Source organism: Pseudescherichia sp. L3 (genome assembly GCF_024656065.1).
Taxonomy (GTDB): domain Bacteria; phylum Pseudomonadota; class Gammaproteobacteria; order Enterobacterales; family Enterobacteriaceae; genus Pseudescherichia.
Genome location: NZ_JANKYC010000001.1, coordinates 1260436 through 1285162, shown reverse-complemented (window position 1 = coordinate 1285162; position 24727 = coordinate 1260436). Strand labels below are relative to the sequence as shown.

Sequence of the window (24727 nt, the reverse complement as noted above, 5' to 3'; positions counted from 1 at the left end):
CCAGTTAGTTAACAGCGTATCAGGAGACGGTCATCAACGGCATCTCCTGACGAATAGTGCCCCCGGACTGGAGCTTCGTCAGTTGAAACTCATCGCTGTTGATCACCAGCACCGGCGTGGTCAGATCGTACCCGGCACGCTCGATGGCCTCTTTATCAAACTCCAGCAGCGGCGTACCGGCTTTAACAACGTCACCCTCCTTCACCAGCGGACGGAAGTGCTCGCCTTGTAGATTTACGGTATTTAACCCAACGTGGATCAGCAGCTCAGCGCCGTTGGCGCAGGCCAGGCCAATAGCATGGCGTGATTCGATCACCGTCTCCACCCGGGCATCGCAGGGCGCTACCACTTTACCTTCGTGGGGACGAATAGCAACGCCGTCGCCCAACACCTTTTGCGAGAAGGCTTCGTCAGCCACCGCTTCCAGGGCAATCACCTCGCCACTGAGCGGGCTGTTCAGCGCCAGGCTGGTCTTCGCCGCTGCGGTTGAGGTGGTGCCGATCGGGGCGGTCTCCGGCGCGTCGGTGAGCGTCTCTTCCGCCACCGGATCGTCAAAACCAACAAACTGCACCAGTATAATAGTCAGGACGATAGCCGTTGCGCTACCGGCAAGTTCACCGATAAAGGACATCGGCGCATCCGGGCTGATGGCGTTGACCAGGGTAAAGAGGCCCGGCAGCGCCGCATAGGCGTAATAAAGAGAGCCAAACAGGCTTGCGACCACCGCACCCACCGCACCGCCAATACAGCCGCAGATAAAGGGCTTTTTAAAGCGCAGCGTTACGCCGTAGATTGCCGGTTCGGTAATACCGAAGATGGCCGTTACGCCCGCCGACAGGGAGGTGGTTTTCAGCTCGCGGTTGCGGCTTTTCAGGAAGACACCAAATACGGCGGCCATCTGGCCGATGACGGCAATGGTTTGATAGGCCTGGAAGGAGTCATACCCCTGGGTATCGAAGTTGGCCATGATCACCGGGGTGATGCCCCAGTGGACGCCGAAAATAACAATAATCTGCCAGATACCGCCGATGAGCGCAGCGGCGACCGCAGGCGCGGCGGCAAAAAGAGCATTGTAGCCGCTGGCGATGCCCATTGCGGCCCAGGTGGTAATCGGCCCGATGACAATCAGCGTCAGCGGAACAATGATCACAAAGCAGATCAGTGGGGTGAACAGGGCGCTGACCACGTCCGGCAGCGCCTTCTCGACACGCTTCTCAAGCCAGGATAGCGCCCAGACCAGGAACAGCGGCGGCAGTACGGACGAGGTATAGACCGTTTTCGCCAGCGGAATAAACAGGAAGGTAATCGTCTCCCCGGTAGCAATGCGGCCCGCCATGGCCGACCACTCGGGGTTAATCAGCGCGCAGCAGCAGAGCACGGCAATAAAGGGATTACAGTTGAAGTGGCGCGCGGCTGTAATGGCGATAAACACCGGCAGGAAGGCAAACGGCGTCCACGACATAAAGTTGAGGATTGCATAGGTGCCGGTGGTTTTAATGTCGGCATCGATCAGGCCGACAACAATCAGCAGCCCCTGTAAAATCCCGGCGGCGGCAAGGATGTAGACAATCGGTGCAAACACCGCCGACATAGTGGCGATTACCGCATCCAGCCAGCGGGTTTTCGGTTTATTGCCCGTTCCAACGTGGTCCTCGCCGATCAGTGCGGAGAGGGCATTAAACACGTCGGCAACGTGGGTACCGATAACAACCTGGAACTGACCGCCGCTCTCTACAACGGCGATAACGCCAGGCAGGTTTTGGATGCGGCTTTTTGCCTGGGCAGGGGTATCGTTCAAAACCAGACGTAAACGGGTGGCGCAGCGGGTAAAGCTACTGATGTTTGCTTCCCCGCCGACCTCCTGAAGGATGTCACTGGCTAACTTATTGTAATCCCTAATAATGGCCATTCTGATGTACCTTTTTTATGGGTTATGAGTGTGTGACTTATATTTGAAACCGGTTTCATGCTAGCAGTGAAGCGCCCCCTTGCAACCGGTTTCATGGCTAAAATGTGGGTTGAATCACAGAGGTAAATGAGTGGAAAAGGGTGTGGATTGCTTTTCAGAGTCGTAAGAAGGGCCTATCGTGCCGGGGCGCGATGAGAGTAGAGTAAGGTTGAAATCGACGCAGTCACCCGGAGCATGCACATCGATGGATTACCTGTCTGGAATTATCGTCCATACGCCGCTGTGGGTATGGGCGCTGTTTATCTACCTGCTGGTTCGCGGCATCAAGGCGCGCCAACCGGCAACGGTGAAGCTGGAGAAGCTGCTGATCGTTCCAGCCATTTTTCTGGTATGGGATCTCTACGACTTAATCGCCTTTCGTCCTCCAACTGTCGGAACATGGGCAATGTGGGTATTGGGTCTGCTGGCAGGAGCAGCCATTGGCTATATGTTGATTAATCCACAACACATTCAGCCGGGCAACGAATCCCGAAGTCTGCAACGCCCAGGGGATTACACCGTCTTACCCATGATGATGATCGCTTTTTTAACCAAGTATGCCTTTGGCGTGCTCACTGCCATTTCACCTACTGCGATGGCGCAGCCGGGACTCAGCGGGTTGGCAATTGTCTCTGGCGGCGTCTTCGCAGGGACGTTTATGGGGAAATTTATTCACTATGTCCGCTGCTATGCCGCTTTCAAGCAAAACTAATCATCATGCCGAACGGGAAATTCACACCTGTGTGATTTCGCTTGCCGGCAATCCTGACACCAATGAACAGATAAAAAAAGTTGAGCACTTTTGCGGCTTATATAACGCCATGAATCAGGAAGAGAAGAAGAGGGCTATCTATCAACACCTGACCGGCCATCTTCCGCCTGTTTCTGTGAATGAGGCAAAGGCATTAGCCCTGAGCGAGCGCCCCTTGACCGGAAGAGCGCTCGGCGAGGTTGCTCAACGGCAGAATGGTGAGATTGCCGCGTACCGCGCTGCCGTTAACGCCTGGTTTGCCGATTGCGATAATAATTGGGAGCATATAATTCCGCAGGAGACGCTGGTGCTTCACTACCGTGGGCAGAACGAACATGCAGCCCGGTTTGTTGCAAAAGTTAACGGCGTCGTCACCCATACCGCGTTGACCTACTTTGAGAATCAGCGTCGCCACCAGCGTCATACCGGCACCCGCTGGCTCATTATCGATAAGAAAAACCATAGGCACGCGCTCACCCTGCCTGTCGCTGCCAACGTTCATTTCCACGACTCTCTGAATTTTTATTATCAACATCAGGATGGCAATGAGCGCATCTATAACTTCATGGGCCAGCCGCTAATGAAGGTCAACTGCAGCCCGGAGACCTCCCTTGCAGCCATTCTCAGCCATGAAGTTGATCGCAAAGAGTATGAAAAATTGCAGTCAACTTTACTTCGAGAGCAGGGTGATGCGGGTTCGGCTATCGCGCTCAACCAGCGCTGCTATGCTGCCGATGCGCTGTGGCAGCAGGAGCGGCTGAATGGCCAGGTCATTAATAAATCCGATGCCGTCGCGGATGTCTCTTTTTATCACGCCATTGCCATCAGTGACAGTGTCACTTATATTAGCGATAGCAGCGTTGAAGGAGAGGAGAGTTTAACGATAACAAAGATTATTTTAACTCGCGAAGATAAGATTTCGGCGTTCGCTGCCAGACTGACGGCGACGCTGGGAAGAGATCCGACGCAGGATGAAGTGGAAGAGAGAGTGGCACGCTTCGGAATCGATTCGCGTTAACCGGGCAGCGTGAGGGCACTACCCGACGGTTCCAGCAACGCCTGATGGCGTTGCGCTTAACAAGACTACGCTACCTGCAAATTAAATATCATCCATCGTATGGTCGACGACAATTTCCAGCGTCTTACGAATAATGTCGCTTTTCACCACGTTATCGGTAGTTTCGATCGCCTGGATGAGATGCAGGATAATGGCTTTATTATTGAGATGACCGCCAGAGGCAAGGATCGTTCTCACTACTGCACCCAGAACCGCTGATTCGTCTGCCAGAACGTCACCCGCATTGCGGAAGTAGGCGGAGAGGGCCGTATCGGGCAGCGTTTCGAATAGGTCTGATGATTGCTGAAGCGTAGCCTGAAGCATAGGATTATACCGTTAAAAAGTTAGAAAATGGATGCAGTCAGTGTTTTTTACTGGTGCTCTTTTGCTGGCTAGTGCCGAACAGTTGAAACACATTGTCCTTATGCTCGTTCTCAGAATCCTTCTGTTCACGTCCGGAGTGGCGACGCATCGATACTTTTGCATTATTCGTTATTTCCGCGATAACGCGGCCAAGCGTTTCACGTCGTCGAATATCCTTCTCTTTTGCTTCCATAGACTGCAACCTCGTGATAAGTGCCCTGGTGTTGACCGGGCCATTTTCACTGAGGAGAGATAAGACGGCTTCTCCGATTAGCTCATCTGTAAGCTTTTCAATGTCACTTCTATTCATAACTACGTCTCTGATGCCACACTAATCCAAATAATGGAAACGTGGCATGAGTCTGCGCCAGGTTGAGGCCGTGTGTTCTTCCATGAATACCAGCCTACTCCAGGCGACTTTAAAAAAACTTAACTACCAGTTGCTGTGATTTTGCTAACTCTTAGCGGTCAAACAGCAGGCCAATCAACGTGTGGTAATGGCTCTCTTCTTCAGAGTCAGACGCCATTTCCAGACGGCTAAGCAGTTTGGTGCAAATTGCCTTGCGGTTCAGGCTCTGGCCACTGCTCAGAATTTCAACCACAATCTGACCCAGCGTCTCCTGCTGGCTTGGCAGTGCAGCTTTATTGAAATACCGGGTAATGGCATTAGCTGTGTTCGGAACATAACCGTTCTGCTGCATATGTCACTCCTGTAAAATTCAGTAATTTGTGATAACGAGTACAAAGTTATACAAAACCGGCAAACTTGTACATAGAAACTGTACAAATTTGCGTAATTATTTATAGATATTTCTAACATATCCTTATAATCAATGCCTTACGGAAAATTCCTATCTTGATCTGAGAATACTTGTACAGGTATGGCAAAAAGCTGTACTCTTTATGGAGCAGCATACTTATACACGGGAAAGATTGTCTTTAAAATCAGGCACAATCATTACAAGATCTGGGTGCTGACATTTGTTAATGTGGCTTTTCACACACCGATCCCCGGAATAATTATGCTTACAACCATTATTTACCGCAGCCATCTCTGCGACGACGTGCCGGTTAAAATGCTGGAAGAGATGGTTGCCGCAGCAAACCAAAAAAATGGTCACTCCGAGGTGACAGGCATCCTGCTTTTTAACGGGACCCACTTCTTCCAGCTGCTGGAAGGGCCGGAAGAGAGCGTGTTCAAAATCTACCGCGCTATTTGTCAGGATACTCGCCACTACAACCTCGTTGAGCTGCTGTGTGACTATGCGCCGTCGCGGCGGTTTGGTAAGTCGGGAATGGAGCTCTTCGACTTAAGAGAGTATGACCGGGATGATGTGCTGCAGCGCGTACTGGACAAAGGTACCTCTAAGTACCAGCTAACCTATGACGACCGTGCGCTGCAGTTCTTCCGCACCTTCGTTGAGGAGCGCGAGAAAGAGAACTACTTTGAAATTCCGCCCGCAGATGCATGGGATTTCATTCCGGACGACGGTGCTTCCCGCTCAGAGAGGCGAGAAGTGGATGAAACGGCAGAGTGCAGCTTTGCTTTTCAACCGATGATCGATCCTTTTGCCCGTGAGGTGGTTGCGATTGAAGCCTTGCTGCGTACGCCGGGAGGAGATTTTCCCGAGGCCTGGTTTGCCGGGCTGATCGGGGATGAAACCTACGAGGCCGATCTGCGCAGCAAAAAAGTCGCTTTTGCCATGGCGGCGGAGCTGAATATTGGCGAGCAGACGCTGTCGGTAAATCTGCTGCCGATGACGCTGGTGAAGATACCCGGTGCGGTCAATTTCCTGCTTCAGGAGATCGAGGCCAACGGGCTGATTCCAGAGCAGATTATCGTTGAGTTTACCGAGAGCGAAGTGATTTCACGCCTCGATGAGTTCACCGATGCGGTAAGGCTGTTAAAGGCAGCGGGTATCCGTGTCGCCATCGATCACTTTGGCGCGGGCTTTGCCGGTCTGCTGCTGCTGGCGCAGTTTCAGCCGGACAGGATTAAGATCAACCGCGACCTGATCAAAGATGTACATAAGAGTGGCCCACGGCAGGCAATCATCCAGGCCATTATTAAATGCTGTAGCTCGCTGGAGATTCTGGTCTCCGCAGTGGGCGTTGAGCGGCCTGAAGAGTGGATGTGGCTGGAGTCAGCAGGCATATCACAGTTCCAGGGCTACCTGTTTGCCCGTCCCGAATTTGCCGGCATACCTGCTGTAGCGTGGCCAGAAAAGCGGGCGGGTTTATGAGATAATGATAGCGTTTGAATATGAGCATAGCAGCGTTGAGTTTAGGGGAGTTGATGGCTTTTTATAGTATTGGCGATGTAGCAGAAAGATGCGGTATTAACCCGGTCACGCTCCGTGCCTGGCAGCGTCGCTATGGCTTGCTCAAACCCCAACGCAGCGAAGGCGGTCATCGTCAGTTCGACGAGGAAGATATTCAACGCATCAAAGAGATCAAACGCTGGATCGAGAGCGGCGTCCCCGTCAGTAAAGTCAAGGCGCTGCTGGAGGACAACAAGGTGGTTGCCCATGATGACTGGGCAACGCTGCAGGAAGAGATGATGGGCGTGCTGCGCCAGGCCCGTCCGGCCAAGCTGCGTACTGCTCTCACAACGCTTGGACGCGCCCATACCGTAGATGACCTCATCGACCACATCCTCACGCCCGTGCGCCAGCGTCTGACCCTCGACCAATACACGGCACGCGTCATGTCCAGCCTGCTGGACGGCGTTATTACCGAGCATGCTGTCTCATGCGTCATTACTGCGCGTAAAAAAGCGGGCAGAGAAGCACTGCTCATTGGCTGGGGCAGCGAGGATCGCACCCGGCTGTGGCTGGAGGCGTGGCGGCTGTCGCAGCGGGGCTGGCATATCGATCTGCTGGCTGAGCCGCTGGAGGTGCCGCGTCCCGAGCTTTTCCCCGGCCAGCATATCTTTTTATGGACCGGCAAAGCGCTTACTCGCCGCCAGCAGGAGCAGCTGGAGCACTGGCAGGAGCAGGGGTTTACCATTTCGTTTCATGAGCCGTAACTGACTCGTTCATGCGTTTTTAAACGCATGAGTTCACCTATCCACAATTCCTGTACCAGGCTTACAGAGAAGGTAATAGTCATTGTGGAGCATTATGAAAGAGCAAAATCGTACTATCGGTATCAAACCCTATGGTGGTTCAGCTGGCGGTTGGGGAGCACTCAAAGCCGTCGCCGACGCAATACGCGGCCAGATGTCGGTGAAGCAGGACGTCATTGCCCTGTTCAAAGTTAACCAGCCTCAAGGCTTCGACTGTCCAGGCTGTGCATGGCCCGATCCGCAGCACGCTTCCTCGTTTGAGTTCTGTGAAAACGGCGCGAAAGCCGTCTCCTGGGAAGCCACCAGCAAACGTACCACCCCCGAATTTTTTGCCGCCCATACCGTGAGCGAACTGTGGGAGCGCAATGCTTTTGAGCTAGAGGGCGAGGGTAGACTTACCCATCCCATGAAATACGACCCCGCCAGCGATACCTACCAGCCCATTGAGTGGGAAACCGCCTTCCGAGAAATCGGTGAGCATCTTCGCAGCTACGACCACCCCGACAGCGTTGAGTTTTACACGTCCGGCCGCGCCTCCAACGAAGCCGCCTTTCTCTGGCAGCTCTTCGCCCGTGAGTATGGCACCAACAACTTCCCTGACTGCTCGAATATGTGCCATGAGCCCACCAGCGTCGGCCTGCCAGAATCTATCGGCGTCGGCAAGGGAACCGTTGAGCTGGAGGATTTTGACCATTGCGATCTGGTGCTGTGCATCGGTCATAACCCCGGCACCAACCATCCGCGCATGCTCGGCACGCTGCGGGAGGTGTCAAAACGCGGTGCCACCATCGTTGCCATCAACCCGCTGCGCGAGCGTGGCCTGGAGCGCTTTACCTCGCCGCAAAGCCCTATCGAGATGCTCTCCCTGAGCTCCACCGAGCTCGCCTCAACCTACTATAAGGTGCGGGTGGGCGGTGACGCGGCGATGCTGAAAGGGGTGATGAAAATTCTGCTGACGATGCACGACGAGGCGAAAGCCAAAGGCGAGCCCGGCGTCATTGATGAAGCTTTCATTAGCGAGCACACCCAGGGGTTTGAGGCACTAAAAGCCGATCTTGATGCCACCGACTGGGCGCACATCCTCAAGGTCTCGGGTATGGAGCGCAAAGAGATCCAGAACGTGGCCAGGCTGTACGCCAACGCCGAGCGGACCATCATCTGCTACGGTATGGGGATCACCCAGCACCAGTACGGCACGCAGAACGTTCAGCAGATCGCTAACCTGCTACTGATGCGCGGCAACATCGGTAAAAAAGGGGCTGGCATCTGTCCGCTGCGCGGCCACTCCAACGTGCAGGGCGATCGCACCGTGGGGATTACCGAGATCCCGCCCCAGTCGCTGCTGGACAATATTGAAAAAGTCTTCGGCTTCACGCCGCCGCAAAAGCACGGCCACGGCGCGGTAGCGGCGATTCAGGCGATGCGCGACGGGCAGGCCAAAGCGCTGCTCTGTCTCGGCGGTAACCTGGCGGAGGCGATCTCCGACCCGCAGGTCACTTTCCCGGCGATGCGCAACCTCGATTTGGTTGTGCATATGGCGACCAAGCTCAACCGCTCCCATCTGCTGCTGGGCAAGCACAACTATCTTCTTCCCGTACTGGGCCGTACCGAACGGGATGTTCAGGCCTCTGGCGAGCAGAGCATAACCGTTGAGGACTCCATGTCGATGGTGCATGCCTCTCACGGTTCGCTGGAGCCCGCCTCGCCGCACCTGAAATCAGAGCCCGCCCTGGTCGCCGGGCTGGCAAAAGCCACGCTGCCCAACACCGTTGTTGACTGGGATAAAATGGTGCGCGACTACAGCTTTATCCGGGATGCCATTGAGGCCACCATTCCAGGCTTCGACAATTTCAATGAACGGGTGAAAAAGCCGGGTGGTTTCCGCCTGCGCAATACCGCCTCAGAGCGAGTCTGGAACACGCCCTCCGGCAAAGCCGAGTTCAAAATCATGCAGGGTATCAATGAAGATCCGCGCTCGCTGAAGTGTCACGATCTGGTGCTGACCACGCTGCGCAGCCATGACCAGTACAACACCACGCTGTACGGCCTGAACGACCGCTATCGCGGGGTGACCGGCAGGCGGGACGTGTTGTTTATCAACGCCGACGAAGCCGAGAAGCGCAATCTGCGGGTAGGGGATCAGGTCAACATTGTGGCGCTCGATAGCGAGGGCAACGCTACCGAACGGCGAATGCACAATCTCACCGTAGTGGTGATCGACATGGCGCCGGGTTCGGTAGGGGCCTACTACCCCGAAGCCAACGTGATGGTGCCGCTGGATAGCCACGACACCAAAAGCGGCATTCCGGCCTATAAGAGCATCCCGATAGCGATGGAGCGCGTGGAGGCGGTGGCCACCTCCGGCGCGCTTCGTTAATCAGCCTTTGTTAATCAACTGCCCCAGCGGCTCCGCAGGTAGTTTACCGCCTGCTGAGCCTGGGGCTGATTGAGGTTGTTCTCCCGGAACAGAATGGTGCCGCCGATCTCAGGTAGCGCATCGTTAAGATCGAGCTGCTTTTTCAGCTCCGGCACGCCGCCGTTGACCGTCCAGTCCGGCTCGGTTTTCGACGGTTCGCCCACCTTATACAGCGCTACGCCAATATAGAGGCGCGTATGGGTGGGTTTCACCACGTCCGCCCACCATTTAGCCAACACATCATAGCGTGCCGCGTCTCTGGAGAAGGGCCAGTAGATCTGCGGGGCGATATAGTCCACCAGCCCTTTTTGCACCCACAGGCGGGTATCGGCGTAGGACTCATCATACGCCGCTGCGCCGCGCGTATCGGATCCGGCCGGATCGTGGGAGCGGTTGCGCCAGACGCCGCAGGGGCTAACGCCAAACTCTACGTTGGGGTTCAGCTGCTTAATGGTGCGCGACACCTGCTCAATCAGCTGCTGCGTGTTGTTACGTCGCCAGTCCGCTTTTGAGGCAAACGCGCTGCCGTATTTCTGGAAAGTTTGATTATCGTTCAGGGTCGAGCCGGGCGCTTCAGCATAGAAGTAGTCGTCAAACTGTACGCCGTCTACCGGATAGTGGGCCACCACCTCGGCGACGATGCTGGTGATCCAGTCCCGGGCTTCCGGAATACCGGGATCAAGCACGTAGCGATCGCTGGCGGTGCGGACCCAGTCCCGGTGCAGCACAAAGACGCTGGCGGGATTGAGCGGCAGGGTGCGATTCAGCTCGGCAACGGTGCTGGGTTTGGTATTGGTGGAGACGCGATAGGGGTTGAACCAGGCGTGCACCTTCATGCCGCGCTTGTGGGCCTCATCCAGCATAAACTGCAAAGGATCGTAGCCCGGATCGGCCCCGATGGTGCCGGTAAGCATATCTGACCACGGCAGGATCTTTGACGGCCAGAGGGCAGTTCCGTCAGGCTTCACCTGGAAGAAAACGGTATTCACCCCAAGGCGTTTCAGGTTGTCCAGCTTATCGGTCAACGCCTTCTGCTGCAGGCTGACGCGCAGCGCCGGGCTGGCGGTAACCGACGACGCCGGTGGCCAGTCGAGGCGGGAGACCGTGGTCAGCCAGACCCCGCGCACCGGCTCATTGCTACGCGCAGATTTATCCGGTAGCGGCTGCTTCGCGACGGGCGGAAGCGGGGTGATCAATGATTTCGGTGGTTTAGAAGAGCAGCTGGCAAGTAAAAGCGCGCAGCCAACCAGTGCGCCTAACCGTGTAATGTGTCGCGCCATCTTTGTTTCAGCTCTTATTCAGGCGGCTAGTAGCCCATGGGTTTAAAGCAGGCTCGTCCTGTGTTTCCGGGACGGCATCATCCAGTGAATCCAAATAGAGTGCTTCGACCTCCGCGCGCGCCCAGGGCGTGCGGCGTAAAAACTTGAGGCTCGATTTTACGCTGGGATCGTTTTTAAAGCAGTTGATATTAATTAGCTTGCCCAGCTCGCTCCAGCCATAGCGCGCAACAAGGGCATTCACCTGCATCTCAAGGGTTACGCCGTGCAAAGGGTCTTTAGATACGTGTGCAGTCATGACCAGTCCGATGGTTTAGGATGTGCTGATTAGAATAGCGGGCGCGGAGTAAAAGAAAAGGGGGAAATGCGGCACGCATCTTGCTTTGTCATCGGTATGTTCCTTTTGTGCAGGTACCGATATGCCTCTTTCTGCTCTCGATTTTGTGCTGGCCGCCCGACAAAGTGAAATTATCGGTCTACAGCAGCTGCTGCAAATGAGCAAGCTGGTGGGGGCGGTTAGCCAGCTTATCCATGTTCTGCAGCGCGAGCGGGGCACGGTCAATATCTATCTCTGTTCGCGCGGCGATACGTGGGGCGACCGGCTTGAAGAACGCGCGCAGCAGGTCCAGCTTGCCGCAGACGCGGTAGATAGCCAACTCACGAGCCTGGATCTCAGCGGTCCAATGGCTAACGCACCGCGCCTCTTTAGCCGCATCGCCAACGCCCTGCATAGCATGAGCAATTTGCCTGCGTTGCGTGAGCAGGTTGCAGCCCTGAAGATTGACCAGCCGGAGGCGATGAACCGCTATAGCGAAGTGATACGCGCCCATCTGGCGCTGGTGTTCGAAGCCGCTGATACCTCCGGGGATCCCACCGTGTCACGGGCGCTGCTGGCTATGTTCAGCTTTATGCAGGGCAAGGAGCTGGCCGGGCAGGAGCGCGCCCTGGCGGCGGCGGGTTTTACCTCGCAGCGCTTCGACGATGCTATGCATCAGCAGCTGCTGGAGCTTATAGAGGGGCAGGAGCGCTGCTTTCACGCCTTTATGGAGTTTGCCGATGAGCGCTCTTTGGCGCTGTGGCAGCAACAGCTCCACACCGACAGCAGCGAGCTGGAGCGCTTTCGGCGTATTGCCTGCACTTGTGTAACGCCTGCAGGCGTTGCGGATGACATCGCGCTGCGCTGGTTTGATATCACCACGGCACGTATCGACGGGATGAAAATCATCGAGGACCGGCTGGAGGAGCGGCTAATGGCCTGCTGCGAACAGAGGATCGGTGATGCACAACGCTGCGACGCTCTGCAACAGCAGGAGATTGCGCAGCTGCCGCTGCAGAATAGCGATTACGCGGCGCTGATCCCACCCCAGCTCAGCCGCTCCGTACTTGAGCTTATCGAGCGTCAGTCTCGCCAATTGCAGGCGCAGGATGCCGAGCTGGCCGCGCTGCGCGCGACGCTTGCCGACCGTAAGCTGGTGGAGCGCGCCAAAAGCTTGCTGATGCAGCACCACGGTATGAGCGAGCCGCAGGCCCACAAAATCCTGCGTGACATGGCCATGAAGCAGAATAAGAAGCTCGCGGAGATCGCAGAGGCGATGCTCTCTGTCGCCGCCATTATGGGAACAGCAGCGAATAAATCCGCTCCGTAATCCTTACGGAGTAGCTGCACCGCCGGTGTGCAAATAGTCAACCGTTGCGGTGCAGACAATGCCATATCCGCCGTTGAGTTTAACGTATTTCACTGAATTTAAAGCGTATCCGCAGATTGGCACACAAGCTGCATTACCCAAAGTACAGAAAGACTAAGCCAACGGCGGTTTAGTCAGCGTTTCGGATAAAGGCGTCCGTTAGCGTTCAGGAGACTGAGCGCTAACAGGACGCTTTTTTTTGCGCATTTTTCAGCTAACAGGAAGCCGCAATGAAGCAAGACGACAGCAACACCGTGGTGAGTCTCTCCCGACGCCGATTTCTGGCAGGTAGCGCGCTGCTGGGCGGCAGCATGCTGTTACCGGGTTTTATGAACAGCGTCTGGGCGGCGGGCTCTGATACGCCAGAGAAAAAAGAGATCCGCGTCGGTTTTATCCCGTTAACGGACTGCGCCTCGGTGGTGATGGCGGCAGTGAAGAAGTTTGATGAGAAGTACGGGATCAAAATCATCCTCAGCAAAGAGTCCAGCTGGGCTTCGGTGCGCGACAAGCTGGTCTCCGGCGAACTGGATGCGGCTCACGTGCTGTACGGCCTGGTGTATGGCCTGCAGCTCGGCGTCTCTGGCCCGCAGCATGATATGGCGATGCTGATGACGCTCAACAACAACGGCCAGGCGATCACCCTGTCGAACCAGCTGAAAGAGGCGGGCGTGACCAATGCAGCCTCGCTGAAAAAAACCATCGATGGCAGCGCAAAGGGAACCTACACCTTTGCCCAGACGTTTCCCACCGGCACGCATGCCATGTGGCTCTACTACTGGCTCGCCAACGCCGGGATCCACCCCTTTAACGACGTTCGCAACGTTGTGGTGCCGCCGCCGCAGATGGTGATGAACATGAAGATTGGCAACATGAGCGGCTACTGCGTCGGCGAACCCTGGAATCAGCGCGCCATTCTTGACGGGATTGGCTTTACCGCCGCGACGACGCAAGAGATCTGGCCCGATCATCCGGAAAAAATTCTCGGCACCACCTCGGCGTGGGTTGCCGCTCATCCCCATACGGCCCGCGCCCTGACCGCAGCAGTGCTGGAGGCCTCCCGCTGGATCGATACCTCTGACGCTAACCGTATTGAAACGGCGAAAACCATAGCCGGGCGCGCCTACGTCAACACCTCACCCGAGACCATTCAGGGGCGAATGCTTGGCGACTATGACAACGGGCTGGGCAAGAAGTGGAAAGACGCCCACGGCATGCGCTTCTTCAACGACGGCGCGGTGAACTATCCGTATCTCTCAGACGGCATGTGGTTCCTGACCCAGCACAAACGCTGGGGCCTGATCGAGGCCGACCCGGACTATCTGGCGGTCGCGAAGAAGATCAACCGCACCGATCTCTATAAGCAGGCGGCGACGGCGGTAGGCGGCATCAACCTGCCTGCCAGCGATATGCGCAGCAGCACCCTGTTCGATGGCAAGGTCTGGGACGGCAGCAACCCTGCAGACTACGCCAACAGTTTTGCTATGAAACGCTAAGTGAGGCTGACATGTCTATTAACACCAAAACGAATGTGGTTGCGCTGGCCGCCGAGCCGGAGAGTGCTGAGATCCTCCCCCTGAAGACCACTATCCCCACGCCGCCAGCATTAACAACGCAGGCGCCTGCCAGCCGCCTGCGTAAAGGCGTCCATGGCGCAGTGAAAAAAGCGGTGCCCGGCGTGCTGGGGGCGATGGTGCTGATCGTCCTCTGGCAGATCGCCGCCTTGAGCAGCAGCGGCTTTCCAACGCCGCTGAAGACCTGGGAAGCCGCCAAAATCATCTTCGCTGAACCCTTTTATATCGCCGGGCCGAACGATATGGGTATCGGCTGGAACGTGCTGGCATCGCTCAAACGCGTGGCGCTGGGATTTGGTCTGGCGGCGCTGGTGGGGATCCCCCTCGGCTTTCTCATTGGCCGCTTTAGCTTTATTGCCAACATGCTTAACCCGGTTATCGCCTTGCTGCGTCCCGTCAGCCCGCTGGCCTGGCTGCCGATTGGTCTGCTGCTGTTCCAGCGCGCAGAGCCTGCCTCGGCATGGACCATCTTTATCTGCTCTATCTGGCCAATGATCCTCAACACCGCCGAAGGGGTGATGCGCATTCCACAGGATTATCTCAACGTTGCTCGGGTGTTGAAGCTCAGTGAGTTCACCGTGATGCGCAAAATCCTCTTTCCCGCCGTGCTGCCGCACATTCTGACCGGGGTTCGCCTGTCAATCGGTATCGCGTGGCTGGTGATCGTCGCGGCAGAGATGCTGACCGGCGGCGTCGGGATTGGGTTCTGGATCTGGAACGAGTGGAACAACCTCAACGTGGAAAACATCATCATCGCCATCCTCTTGATTGGCGTGGTGGGGATGCTGCTTGAGCAGGGCCTGATGGCCATTGCCCGCCATTTTAGCTACGGCAGTTAGTCACAAGAACCCTCAGGAGCCTGATATGAAACACGAAAAAGCCATTATTCGCGTAGAAAACGTTACCCAGCGCTTTCACACCGCACACGGGCCGTTCCTGGCGCTCGACAACGTCAGCTTTGAGCTAGCGCGGGGAGAAACCGTTAGCCTGATTGGCCACTCCGGCTGCGGGAAATCCACGCTATTGAATCTGATCGCCGGGCTGAGTCAACCCACCGAAGGCGTGCTGCTGTGTGATAACCAGGAGATTAACGGTCCAGGCCCAGAGCGCGGCGTGGTGTTTCAAAACCACTCTCTGCTGCCGTGGCTGACCGCCTTTGAGAACGTTGCCCTGGCGGTAGAGCAGGTCTTTAAAGGAAAGATGAGTAAGAGCGAGATGCAGGCGTGGATCGAACATAACCTTGAGCTGGTGCATATGGGGCATGCCATGCACAAACGTCCTGGAGAGATCTCCGGCGGCATGAAGCAGCGCGTAGGTATTGCGAGGGCGCTGGCGATGAAGCCGAAGGTGCTGCTGATGGATGAACCCTTTGGCGCGCTGGATGCGTTGACCCGCGCCCATCTGCAGGATGCGGTGATGGAGATCCAGTCGCGCCTGAATACCACCATTCTGCTCATTACCCACGACGTTGATGAAGCGGTGCTGCTCTCTGACCGGGTGATGATGATGACCAACGGTCCTGCGGCAAAGGTTGGCGAAGTGTTGCATGTCGAACTGGAACGCCCGCGTTCGCGGCTGACCCTGGCCAACGACTCACGTTTCCATCATTACCGCCAGCAGGTGCTGCATTTCCTGCATGAAAAACACCGGGCCGTGGCCTGAGAGAGCGGGCGAGGTAAGCAGAATGGATAAACCTGTCCTGGTTGTGATTGGCAACGGCATGGCGGGCGTGCGGCTGGTGGAAAAGCTATGCGAACTGGCCCCCACCCGCTACCGGATAGTGATTATCGGTGATGAAGCGCAGCCCGCCTATAACCGCATCATGCTTACGCCGGTGCTGGCGGGGGAGAAATGCTTTACGGAGATCGTTACCCATGACCAGGCATGGTATGAGCGTTACAACGTCACGCTGATCGGCGGATCCCCGGTGACGACAATTGACCGTCAGGCCCGCACCGTATGGGTTAACGACAGGCCGCTGGGCTACGATCGTCTGGTAATCGCAACCGGCTCGCTGCCTTTTATGCCGCCGATGCCGGGTGGCGATCTGCCGGGTATCTATGGCTTTCGCAACCAGCAAGACGTGGAGAACATTCTGCACGCGCTGGTCGCAGGGCAACCGGCAGTAGTTATTGGTGGCGGGGTACTTGGCGTCGAGGCAGCGGCGGCGCTGGCGCTGCGGGGTATGCGGGTCACGCTTCTCCACCGTGGGCCACATCTGATGGATCAGCACCTGGATCGGCATACGGCAGATCTCCTGCGCGATGAATTGAGGGTCCGCGGTATTGAAACGGTACTGGAGGCGGAGACGATAGCCTATAGCGCCGATGAAAATGGACATCTTCAGGCTGTGAAGCTCCGCGACGGACGGGATATTCCTGCCCGACGGGCGATCGTGGCCGCTGGCGTGCGGCCCAATATTACCCTGGCGCAGTCCGCCGGACTGGCGTGCGCCCGCGGCATTCTGGTTAATGACCTACAGCAAACCTCCGATCCGCACATCTCGGCCATTGGCGAATGCTGTCAGAGAGGTGAACAGACCTTTGGGCTGGTGGCCCCGTGCTGGCAGCAGGCGGAGACCCTGGCGGCAACGCTGGCCGGCGTGAGCGTACCGCTTGCCGTTCATGACGTACCGCTGCGCCTCAAGGTTACCGGTATCCATCTCTTCTGCGCCGGAACGCTGCACGGCGGGCAGGATGCGGAGATCCATTCCACCTTTGATCCCTTTGACGGCCACTATCGGCGTCTGCTTATCCAGAACAATCAGCTAAAGGGCGTACTGCTGTGGGGAGACATTAGCGACGGGCCAGAATACCTCGCCCGTCTGGGTCACTCTCAATCCAGTCTGTTTATGCCTGACGCGCCTGATTCCCTCTCTTTGAAAGATCCGTTATCCGCAACGATAGCGAGGAGCACTATTATGTCAAAACCCGTTTTAGTGATGGCCGGACACGGCATGGTTGGTCACCACCTTCTGCAACAGCTGGTCGAGCGTGAACTGCATCTTCGCTATCAGATTATCGTCTTCGCCGAAGAGAATAGACCGGCCTACGATCGGGTCCATCTCTCGGAATACTTCTCCGGGCGCAGTGCGGCGTCGCTGTCGATGGTAGAGAGCGACTTCTTTGAATCAACCGGTATTGAGCTGCGCCTCGCTAACGGTATTGAGCATATCGATCGCCACCATCGGTATGTCGTGGACAAACAGGGGCGGCAGACCCGTTATGACGCCCTGATTCTGGCGACCGGATCCTATCCCTTTGTGCCGCCAATCCCCGGTAACGACAGACCCGGCTGTCTGGTCTATCGCACTATTGACGATCTGGCGGCGATTCAGGCCTGCGCGGAGAACGGCAGCGTCGGTGTGGTGGTCGGCGGCGGCCTGCTTGGACTGGAAGCCGCTAACGCGCTGAAGCATCTCGGTCTGCAAACCCATGTAGTTGAGTTCGCGCCACGGCTGATGGGCGTGCAGCTCGACGAAGGCGGGGCGGCCATGCTGCGTCGCAAGATCGAGGCGCTGGGCGTGCAGGTGCATACCGGAAAAGAGACGCGGGAGATTGTTCCGGGGGAGACCAGCCATTACCGGATGGTCTTTGCCGACGGCAGCCATCTGGAGACCGATCTGGTGCTCTTCTCCGCCGGGATCCGGCCTCGGGATCAGCTCGCCAGGGAGTGCGGGCTGGAGGTTGGGCCGCGCGGCGGGATTGTGATCGATGATCAATGCCGCACCTCCGATCCGGCTATCTTTGCCGTCGGGGAGTGCGCCCTGTGGAACGGGCAGATTTTCGGGCTGGTGGCACCGGGTTACCAGATGGCGCGTACCCTGGCGGAGACGCTTGCCGGCAACGAGGCGGCCTTTAAGGGCGCGGATATGAGTACCAAGTTGAAACTGCTTGGCGTCGAGGTGGCCTCGGTAGGCGACGCGCATGGCCGCACGCCGGGGAGTGAAAGCTATAGCTGGGTGGACGGCCCGGCAGAGATCTATAAAAAAATTGTGGTATCTGCAGACCGCAAGCGTCTTCTGGGCGCGGTGCTGGTGGGTGACAGCAACGAATACAGCACGCTGTTACAGATGATGCTCAACGATATGGCGCTGCCCGCCAACCCGGAGGGGCTAATTCTGCCCGCCAGTGCAGGCAGTGCCCCCCAGGCGCTGGGCGTCGCGGCCTTACCGGACGGGGCGCAAATTTGCTCCTGCCATAACGTCAGCAAATCTGATATCTGCCACGCCGTGAAAGAGGGCTGCGGTGACATGGCCGCGATTAAGTCCTGCACCAAAGCGGCCACCGGCTGTGGCGGCTGTGCGGCGCTGACTAAACAGGTGATGGAGTTCGCGCTGAGCGAAATGGGCGTTGAGGTAAAAAAAGATATCTGCGAACATTTTGCCTGGTCACGGCAGGAGATCTATCACCTGGTGCGCGTAGGCAACATCCGCAGCTTCGATGAGCTGATCGACAAACACGGCCACGGCTACGGGTGTGAGATCTGTAAACCGCTGGTGGCTTCGGTGCTGGCGTCGTGCTGGAATGATTATCTGCTCAAGCCGCAGCATCTCCCGCTCCAGGACACCAACGATCGCTTCTTTGCCAATATCCAGAAAGATGGCACCTATTCGGTGGTGCCGCGCATCCCGGCTGGAGAGATCACGCCTGACGGCCTGATCGCCATCGGCCAGGTGGCCAAACGCTACAACCTCTATACCAAAATCACCGGCGGGCAGCGGGTCGATCTCTTTGGTGCGCGGGTGGAGCAACTGCCGGAGATCTGGCAACAGCTCGTGGATGCGGGATTCGAAACGGGCCACGCCTACGGCAAGTCGCTGAGGACGGTGAAGTCCTGCGTTGGCTCTAACTGGTGCCGCTACGGCGTGCAGGACTCTACTGACCTGGCGCTGCGGCTGGAGAATCGCTACAAGGGGCTGCGCTCGCCGCACAAAATTAAAATGGCCGTTTCGGGCTGCACCCGGGAATGTGCGGAAGCGCAAAGCAAAGACGTGGGGGTCATCGCCACCGACAAAGGCTGGAACCTCTACGTCTGCGGTAACGGCGGCATGAAACCACGACATGCGGATCTGCTGGCCCAGGACCTGAGCACCGAGGCGCTGATCCGCACCGTGGATCGCTTCCTGATGTTCTATATCCGCACCGCCGACAGGCTGCAACGCACCAGTACCTGGATGGATAATCTTGAGGGAGGCATGGATTACATGCGTCAAGTGGTACTGGAGGATAGCCTGAGTATCGCCGCCGAACTCGAAAGCGAGATGGAGGCCGTGGTGGCGACCTACCAGTGCGAATGGCAAACCACGCTGGCTGCTCCCGATCGCCTCGCGCTGTTTAAACCCTTTGTTAACCGCGATGAGCCAGTACGGACGGTGCAGGGCTGGGTGGAGATCTGTGACCTGAGTGAGATCCCGGCCAATGCCGGTATGGCAGCTCGGCTAAGCAACCAGCAGATAGCGCTGTTTCATCTGCCGGATCATCCCCAGCAGGTATTTGCCCTTAGTAACCATGAGCCGAACAGCGATGCCAACGTGCTGGCGCGTGGACTGCTGGGGGACGTGAAGGGCGAGCCGGTAGTGATCTCTCCTCTGTATAAGCAGCGGTTCCGCTTGCAGGACGGCCGCAGCGTGGACGACGGGCAAAGCGCGCTGAGCGTCTGGCCGGTGAAAGTAGAGGGCGGACGCGTCTGGGTGCAGGAGCAGCCTGTGAGCCACATCGATCGGCCCGCGGCTATGATTGAGACGGTCAGCCTATGAACGGCACGACGGTCACAACCACCTGCGCTTACTGCGGCGTCGGCTGCGGGATAAAGATGCAGCCCCACTCAGACGGGTTTGCCGCCAGCGGCGACGGCGTGCATCCTGCCAACCTCGGGCGGCTATGTGTGAAAGGCAGCGCCCTGGGAGAGACGCTGGATCTGGACGGGCGGCTGCTGCATCCTGAGATTAACCGCCAGCCGGTAAGCTGGTCGCAGGCCTTAGACGCCGTCGCGCAGGGATTGCAGGCTATCATTCGCGATCATGGTCCCCAGGCGGTGGCCTTTTACGGCTCCGGCCAACTGCTGACAGAGGACTATTACGTCGCGAACAAGCTCATGAAGGGCTTTATTGGCGCGGGAAATATGGATACCAACTCGCGGCTGTGTATGGCCTCGGCGGTGGTGGGCTATAAACGCGCTTTCGGGGCCGATGCGGTACCGTGCAGCTATCGGGATCTGGAGCTGGCAGACTGCGTGATCCTGACCGGTTCGAATACCGCCTGGGCGCACCCGGTGGTCTATCAGCGGCTGGTTCAGGCTAAAAAAGCGCGGCCGGAGATGCGCATCATCGTCATCGATCCCCGTCAGACTGCCACCTGCGACATTGCCGATCTGCATCTGCCTCTGCGTCCCGGCAGCGACGCCGCCCTGTTTTGCGGCGCGCTGAACGCCATGGCAGAGCATGGCCTGCTGGACAGTAACTTCCTCACGCGTCACACCCAGGGTAGCGATGAAACACTGGCGGCAGCGCGTGACTGGACGGAAGAGCACACCGCTGCGGTCTGTGGATTGCCGCTGGCCCAGCTGCGGACGTTTTATCAGATGGTTGCCGACAGCGATCGTCTGGTCACGCTCTACTCAATGGGTATTAACCAGTCCACTTCGGGCGTGGACAAGTGTAACGCTATCATTAACCTGCATTTAGCGACAGGCAAAATAGGGCGCGAAGGCTGCGGTCCGTTTTCGATAACCGGTCAGCCAAATGCCATGGGCGGTCGGGAAGTCGGCGGGCTGGCGAACCAGCTGGCATCACATATGGGCTTTACTCTGGAAGAGATCGACCGGTTAGGACGCTTCTGGAAGAGTGACAACGTCACAAAAAGCGCAGGCCTTAATGCCGTTGAGCTGTTCCACGCTATTGAAGCGGGGCAGATAAAGGCGGTATGGATCATGGGCACCAATCCGCTGGTTTCGCTGCCGGATGCGGATCGGGTTCGGGCCGGACTGGCCCGCTGTCCGCTGGTCATTGTCTCAGACGTCATGCGCGATACCGATACTACCCAGGCAGCGCATATCTCTTTGCCGGCTCTGGCGTGGGGCGAGAAAAATGGCACCGTCACTAACTCTGAACGTTGCATCTCGCGCCAGCGCGCGTTTCTGCCTGCACCGGGCGAGGCGAAGCCGGACTGGTGGATCTTAAGCCAGGTCGCCCAGCGGCTAGGGTTCGACGAGGCGTTTGCGTATCAGCATCCGGCAGAGATATTTCGCGAGCACGCGGCGCTGTCCGGTTTTGAGAATAACGGTTCGCGGGCATTTGATATCAGCGGCCTGGCGCAGCTTACCGATCGGCAGTGGGATGAACTCTGTCCGGTGCAGTGGCCGGTCAACGCGGCAAATCCGCAGGGCAGGGAGCGACTGTTTACCGACGGGCGTTTCTTTCACCCTGATGGCAAAGCGCGGCTCATCGCCATTACGCCCCGGCTGCCGCGCAATCAGCCATCGGCGGTTTATCCCCTGATTATGAACACTGGCAGGATCCGCGATCAGTGGCATACCATGACCCGCACCGGTAAATCCGCGCGTCTGATGCAGCATATCAGCGAGCCGTTTTGTCAGTTTCATCCCGCTGATGCGCCGAACATTAACGACGGCGATCTGGTGCGCGTTTCATCCACCCACGGCTGGCTGCTGCTGCGCGCCAGGCCCGATAATCTGCAACCCCGCGGCAGCGTGTTTGTGCCGATGCACTGGAACAGCCAGTTTAGCCAGCAGGCGAGGGTAGATGCGCTGATTGAGGCGCATACCGATCCGCTATCAGGGCAGCCGGAGAGTAAACACATGCCGGTCAGCCTGCGGCGCTGGGCTACCGCATGGCAGGGTGAACTGTTTATGCGCGGCAGCCATCTTAAGCCGCCCGCCACGGCATACTGGAGCCGAATCGCTCAACCAGCCGTCTCACACTACCTCATGGCGGACTCCTCTGCGCCGAAAGACTGGCTGGCCTGGCTTAACGAGTACGCGGCTACCGGGGAGTGGATCTGCCAGTCGGCCCACCTCGGCGATAATGGATTTAACCTCCTTGCATGGGCAGACGGCGAACTCCAGCTGGCGTTTTACGCTCACCGGGATCGAACTACTGTGGATCGCCAGGCGGTAGTGGCTGCATTCAGCCAGCCCCCACAGACTGCATCACAGCGTCTGGCGCTACTGTCCGGCACGGCAGGAAAGGGTAAGGCTTCAGCGGGGGCAGCGATCTGCAGCTGTTTTGCGGTAGGCGAACTCACGATTGCTGATGCCGTGCGCCAGGGGTGCACTAGCGTGCAGCAGCTCGGCGCGCAGCTTAAGTGCGGGACCAACTGCGGCTCCTGTATTCCGGAGCTAAAGAAGATCCTCGCTGAACAGATCGCTTTGAATTCAGGTATGTCTTAATCGTGCAAGGCCATTGTTCTGCTAGCTTAATGATTTAGCTGAAGTTGGTAACCGGAGGTTATCTTTGCTGATTAAACTGAAAAGAACACGCTCGCATAATGAGGACCGCAAGCTGGCCCTGTGGCTCGCCACAGCGGCAGGTCTGCTAAACGCCATCGCGCTTGGTGCTTTCGGCTTCTTTCCCTCCCATATGACCGGGAACACGTCGCAGCTCTCCAGCGAAGTGTCTAATACTGACCTACGGGACGTTCTTTTTTTCAGCGCTATTATTGTAGCGTTTGTTTGCGGGGCGGTGCTTGCCCGCATTATTGTGCTGTGGGGGATCGTGCATAACTGCCGGCTGATTTTCTGCCAGATCCTTTTCGCCGAGGGGCTCTTTTTAACCGGGATATCACTGTATGAGATCTACTTTCATGCGTTCTCATCGAACCGGGAGATTGTTGTCACTCTTTGCGGCCTGATGGGATTGCATAACTCGACGTCTACGCAGCTGTCGAGTGGCCGGGTCAGATCGACACATATTACCGGCACCTTAACCGATGCGGGGATCTCGCTGGCGTCAGTGCTGGCAGCCATGCTGCGCCGGGATTACTCCAAAGATAGCGCCGCGCAGAAAAGTCAGCTCAAAACCCATCTCACCACGATTTTCTCGTTTCTGACCGGCGGTATTGCGGGCCTGTTCCTGTTCAGATGGTTTGGTTTTACCGCTATGTCGGCGGTCGGCGTAGTGCTGATGGCGATTGCTGCGCTGTCGATTATTAGCGTTAGCGTACGGGTGAGGAAAGTACGTGCAGCGATGCGTGGGGTATCCTAATAGGTAAATGTCGGGCGGCGTTTCGCTTGCCCGACCTACAGCCAATGCCCGAGCATACCCTTAGTCGAACCAGGTGGGACGCTCGGACGTGGCAATTTCCATGCTCACTTCTATCTGTTCAGGAACGATCCTTGTCAGCGACAGCTCCGGCAGCGCGTTAATATCAAAAAAGCCAATGTCGGTGGATTCGTGGCTTAAGGCCAGACTTCCACCGATCTCTTCGCACAGGAAGATAAGCTTGTAAACATGCCAGGGGTAGGGTGGATGGCCATGAAGATTGCGATCCCATACGCCCAGCAGTTTTGTCACGTTTACGCTGAGTCCAGTTTCTTCTTTAACTTCCCGGCTCACGGCCACAGACGGCGTATCGCCGACGTCTGCCCAACCGCCGGGTAAACTCCACAATCCATCGTCAGCTTCGCGAACCATTAGAATTTTCCCCTCGCGGAGGATAAATGCACGAACGTCCGTTTTCGGCGTTGCGTAACCAATTTCAGAAACGTGATTCCAGTTCTTAGCGTCAATGTCAAAGCGGGAGCCGATTAACTCAACGGCCAACTGCTGAAGGGTTTCATAGCGCTCGCGATCGAAAACATCTTTTGCATAAGTGAGGCCGGTCTGGGCGATGGCGTTGAGTTTTTTAGCAAGATCGGTGATATCAACAACCTTTAAATCGTCTGGCATCGAGCTTTCCTCTGGTTTGTCGTTATGATTTAGCGCGAAGTGTGACTATTACGTGTCTGGCTGATTAGCTGTCGCCAGGCGCGGTTATGTAGGGTAAAGATCAACATCTGATAGAAGGCAGTTGAGCGGATAGAGCTACCGCTGAGCAGTAGCATGACGACACTCACCATCGCTGCTGCCAGGTTAACGCCTGGCCAATTGGCACCGCTCAGCGTGCCAGCTAGCGCAAAAAGTAGGTAAACTGTTGTCAATAGCAGGCTCAACAGCGCCAGCGTAAGATGTACCCGAAGGGCACGCATGCTGCCTTTGCCAATCATAAACATCGTTAAGCCGTTAATGCCAGCAAACAGCAGAGCGATCGCTACTACCCACCCAAACACTCTTTCCTCAGGCTGGTTTAGTGCGGCGAGTATGCCGTGACCCAACCATAGCTGCGGAATAGCAAAACTGACTACCACACCGAGAGTGCTGATCGCCGCTGGAATGCCCATAGTATGTAGCCCCACTGGCTTACCCATCTGTTCGGCCAACTGTGTTTTCAGCTGTTGCAACTGTGTACTACTGGCCTTGCTAATGCTGGCCGCCACATCGTTACAATATTGCCAGCGACGGGATAATGTTTTAAACATCTGTATACCCTTCGCTTAGTTAGGGGAGAATGACTGTAACAGTCCCACTACATAGC

Annotated in this window: 20 protein-coding genes; 12 read left to right on the top strand and 8 right to left on the bottom strand. The window is 56.9% G+C overall.

What is annotated here, in order from left to right; translation table 11 throughout:
• Nucleotides 1–19: 19 nt before the first annotated feature.
• A complete protein-coding gene (locus NR795_RS06275; RefSeq protein ID WP_257757579.1) occupies nt 20–1909 on the bottom strand; it encodes a beta-glucoside-specific PTS transporter subunit IIABC in 1890 nt (629 codons plus the stop codon).
• 244 nt (nt 1910–2153) lie between these two features.
• On the opposite strand from NR795_RS06275, the gene NR795_RS06270 reads away from it, so the two are divergent.
• Both NR795_RS06270 and NR795_RS06265 read left to right on the top strand, forming a co-directional pair.
• Nucleotides 2154–2660: a DUF6622 family protein gene (locus NR795_RS06270; protein ID WP_257757578.1), complete on the top strand. Its 507-nt coding sequence runs from the start codon at nt 2154–2156 to the stop codon at nt 2658–2660.
• A complete protein-coding gene (locus NR795_RS06265) occupies nt 2626–3717 on the top strand; it encodes a hypothetical protein (RefSeq protein WP_257757577.1) in 1092 nt (363 codons plus the stop codon). The genes NR795_RS06270 and NR795_RS06265 overlap by 35 nt, the downstream gene beginning before the upstream one ends.
• A gap of 81 nt (nt 3718–3798) precedes the next feature.
• Here NR795_RS06265 and NR795_RS06260 read toward each other — a convergent pair whose 3' ends face one another.
• The 3 genes from NR795_RS06260 to ycgZ form a co-directional block, all read right to left on the bottom strand.
• Complete coding sequence (locus tag NR795_RS06260) at nt 3799–4080, bottom strand: biofilm development regulator YmgB/AriR family protein (protein ID WP_144815720.1); 282 nt, start codon at nt 4078–4080, stop codon at nt 3799–3801.
• Between the two features lie 37 nt (nt 4081–4117).
• Nucleotides 4118–4429: a hypothetical protein gene (locus NR795_RS06255; protein WP_257757576.1), complete on the bottom strand. Its 312-nt coding sequence runs from the start codon at nt 4427–4429 to the stop codon at nt 4118–4120.
• Between the two features lie 151 nt (nt 4430–4580).
• A complete protein-coding gene (gene ycgZ, locus NR795_RS06250; RefSeq protein ID WP_144815726.1) occupies nt 4581–4820 on the bottom strand; it encodes a regulatory protein YcgZ in 240 nt (79 codons plus the stop codon).
• A gap of 321 nt (nt 4821–5141) precedes the next feature.
• On the opposite strand from ycgZ, the gene NR795_RS06245 reads away from it, so the two are divergent.
• From NR795_RS06245 to NR795_RS06235, 3 genes are all read left to right on the top strand, one after another.
• Complete coding sequence (locus tag NR795_RS06245) at nt 5142–6362, top strand: diguanylate phosphodiesterase (RefSeq protein WP_257757575.1); 1221 nt, start codon at nt 5142–5144, stop codon at nt 6360–6362.
• 53 nt (nt 6363–6415) lie between these two features.
• Nucleotides 6416–7147, top strand: a complete 732-nt coding sequence (locus tag NR795_RS06240; RefSeq protein ID WP_144815731.1) for a MerR family transcriptional regulator — start codon at nt 6416–6418, stop codon at nt 7145–7147.
• Nucleotides 7148–7241: 94 nt separating this feature from the next.
• On the top strand, nt 7242–9563 hold the full coding sequence (locus tag NR795_RS06235; RefSeq protein WP_257757574.1) for an FdhF/YdeP family oxidoreductase: 2322 nt from the start codon (nt 7242–7244) through the stop codon (nt 9561–9563).
• Nucleotides 9564–9577: 14 nt separating this feature from the next.
• Here the strand turns inward: NR795_RS06235 and NR795_RS06230 are convergent, their stop codons facing one another.
• On the bottom strand, nt 9578–10882 hold the full coding sequence (locus NR795_RS06230) for a glycoside hydrolase family 10 protein (protein WP_144815737.1): 1305 nt from the start codon (nt 10880–10882) through the stop codon (nt 9578–9580).
• A 7-nt stretch (nt 10883–10889) separates the two neighbouring features.
• On the bottom strand, nt 10890–11177 hold the full coding sequence (locus tag NR795_RS06225) for a VF530 family DNA-binding protein (RefSeq protein ID WP_144815740.1): 288 nt from the start codon (nt 11175–11177) through the stop codon (nt 10890–10892).
• Nucleotides 11178–11298: 121 nt separating this feature from the next.
• On the opposite strand from NR795_RS06225, the gene NR795_RS06220 reads away from it, so the two are divergent.
• From NR795_RS06220 to NR795_RS06190, 7 genes are all read left to right on the top strand, one after another.
• Nucleotides 11299–12525 carry a nitrate regulatory protein gene (locus tag NR795_RS06220; protein ID WP_257757573.1) on the top strand — a complete coding sequence of 409 codons (1227 nt, stop codon included), beginning with the start codon at nt 11299–11301 and terminating at the stop codon, nt 12523–12525.
• A gap of 269 nt (nt 12526–12794) precedes the next feature.
• Nucleotides 12795–14057: a CmpA/NrtA family ABC transporter substrate-binding protein gene (locus tag NR795_RS06215; RefSeq protein WP_257757572.1), complete on the top strand. Its 1263-nt coding sequence runs from the start codon at nt 12795–12797 to the stop codon at nt 14055–14057.
• Between the two features lie 11 nt (nt 14058–14068).
• Complete coding sequence (ntrB, locus tag NR795_RS06210) at nt 14069–14974, top strand: nitrate ABC transporter permease (RefSeq protein ID WP_257757571.1); 906 nt, start codon at nt 14069–14071, stop codon at nt 14972–14974.
• Between the two features lie 25 nt (nt 14975–14999).
• Nucleotides 15000–15797, top strand: a complete 798-nt coding sequence (locus tag NR795_RS06205; RefSeq protein ID WP_257757570.1) for an ABC transporter ATP-binding protein — start codon at nt 15000–15002, stop codon at nt 15795–15797.
• A gap of 22 nt (nt 15798–15819) precedes the next feature.
• Nucleotides 15820–19893, top strand: a complete 4074-nt coding sequence (nirB, locus tag NR795_RS06200; protein WP_257757569.1) for a nitrite reductase large subunit NirB — start codon at nt 15820–15822, stop codon at nt 19891–19893.
• Nucleotides 19890–22544, top strand: a complete 2655-nt coding sequence (locus tag NR795_RS06195; protein ID WP_257757568.1) for a nitrate reductase — start codon at nt 19890–19892, stop codon at nt 22542–22544. Before nirB ends, NR795_RS06195 begins: the two co-directional genes overlap by 4 nt.
• A 64-nt stretch (nt 22545–22608) precedes the next feature.
• Complete coding sequence (locus tag NR795_RS06190; protein ID WP_144815761.1) at nt 22609–23358, top strand: YoaK family protein; 750 nt, start codon at nt 22609–22611, stop codon at nt 23356–23358.
• 60 nt (nt 23359–23418) lie between these two features.
• Here NR795_RS06190 and NR795_RS06185 read toward each other — a convergent pair whose 3' ends face one another.
• Both NR795_RS06185 and NR795_RS06180 read right to left on the bottom strand, forming a co-directional pair.
• Nucleotides 23419–24042 carry an NUDIX hydrolase gene (locus NR795_RS06185; RefSeq protein ID WP_257757567.1) on the bottom strand — a complete coding sequence of 208 codons (624 nt, stop codon included), beginning with the start codon at nt 24040–24042 and terminating at the stop codon, nt 23419–23421.
• 29 nt (nt 24043–24071) lie between these two features.
• A complete protein-coding gene (locus NR795_RS06180) occupies nt 24072–24671 on the bottom strand; it encodes a hypothetical protein (protein ID WP_144815767.1) in 600 nt (199 codons plus the stop codon).
• Nucleotides 24672–24727: the final 56 nt, after the last annotated feature.

Coding starts and splice junctions, on each gene's coding strand:
- NR795_RS06180 (WP_144815767.1), bottom strand. CDS start 24,671: ATGTTTAAAACATTATCCCGTCGCTGGCAATATTGTAACGATGTGGCG.
- NR795_RS06235 (WP_257757574.1), top strand. CDS start 7,242: ATGAAAGAGCAAAATCGTACTATCGGTATCAAACCCTATGGTGGTTCA.
- NR795_RS06220 (WP_257757573.1), top strand. CDS start 11,299: ATGCCTCTTTCTGCTCTCGATTTTGTGCTGGCCGCCCGACAAAGTGAA.
- NR795_RS06205 (WP_257757570.1), top strand. CDS start 15,000: ATGAAACACGAAAAAGCCATTATTCGCGTAGAAAACGTTACCCAGCGC.
- nirB (WP_257757569.1), top strand. CDS start 15,820: ATGGATAAACCTGTCCTGGTTGTGATTGGCAACGGCATGGCGGGCGTG.
- NR795_RS06270 (WP_257757578.1), top strand. CDS start 2,154: ATGGATTACCTGTCTGGAATTATCGTCCATACGCCGCTGTGGGTATGG.
- NR795_RS06245 (WP_257757575.1), top strand. CDS start 5,142: ATGCTTACAACCATTATTTACCGCAGCCATCTCTGCGACGACGTGCCG.
- NR795_RS06255 (WP_257757576.1), bottom strand. CDS start 4,429: ATGAATAGAAGTGACATTGAAAAGCTTACAGATGAGCTAATCGGAGAA.
- NR795_RS06215 (WP_257757572.1), top strand. CDS start 12,795: ATGAAGCAAGACGACAGCAACACCGTGGTGAGTCTCTCCCGACGCCGA.
- NR795_RS06195 (WP_257757568.1), top strand. CDS start 19,890: ATGAACGGCACGACGGTCACAACCACCTGCGCTTACTGCGGCGTCGGC.
- NR795_RS06240 (WP_144815731.1), top strand. CDS start 6,416: ATGGCTTTTTATAGTATTGGCGATGTAGCAGAAAGATGCGGTATTAAC.
- ntrB (WP_257757571.1), top strand. CDS start 14,069: ATGTCTATTAACACCAAAACGAATGTGGTTGCGCTGGCCGCCGAGCCG.
- NR795_RS06265 (WP_257757577.1), top strand. CDS start 2,626: ATGTCCGCTGCTATGCCGCTTTCAAGCAAAACTAATCATCATGCCGAA.
- NR795_RS06230 (WP_144815737.1), bottom strand. CDS start 10,882: ATGGCGCGACACATTACACGGTTAGGCGCACTGGTTGGCTGCGCGCTT.
- NR795_RS06185 (WP_257757567.1), bottom strand. CDS start 24,042: ATGCCAGACGATTTAAAGGTTGTTGATATCACCGATCTTGCTAAAAAA.
- NR795_RS06275 (WP_257757579.1), bottom strand. CDS start 1,909: ATGGCCATTATTAGGGATTACAATAAGTTAGCCAGTGACATCCTTCAG.
- ycgZ (WP_144815726.1), bottom strand. CDS start 4,820: ATGCAGCAGAACGGTTATGTTCCGAACACAGCTAATGCCATTACCCGG.
- NR795_RS06225 (WP_144815740.1), bottom strand. CDS start 11,177: ATGACTGCACACGTATCTAAAGACCCTTTGCACGGCGTAACCCTTGAG.
- NR795_RS06260 (WP_144815720.1), bottom strand. CDS start 4,080: ATGCTTCAGGCTACGCTTCAGCAATCATCAGACCTATTCGAAACGCTG.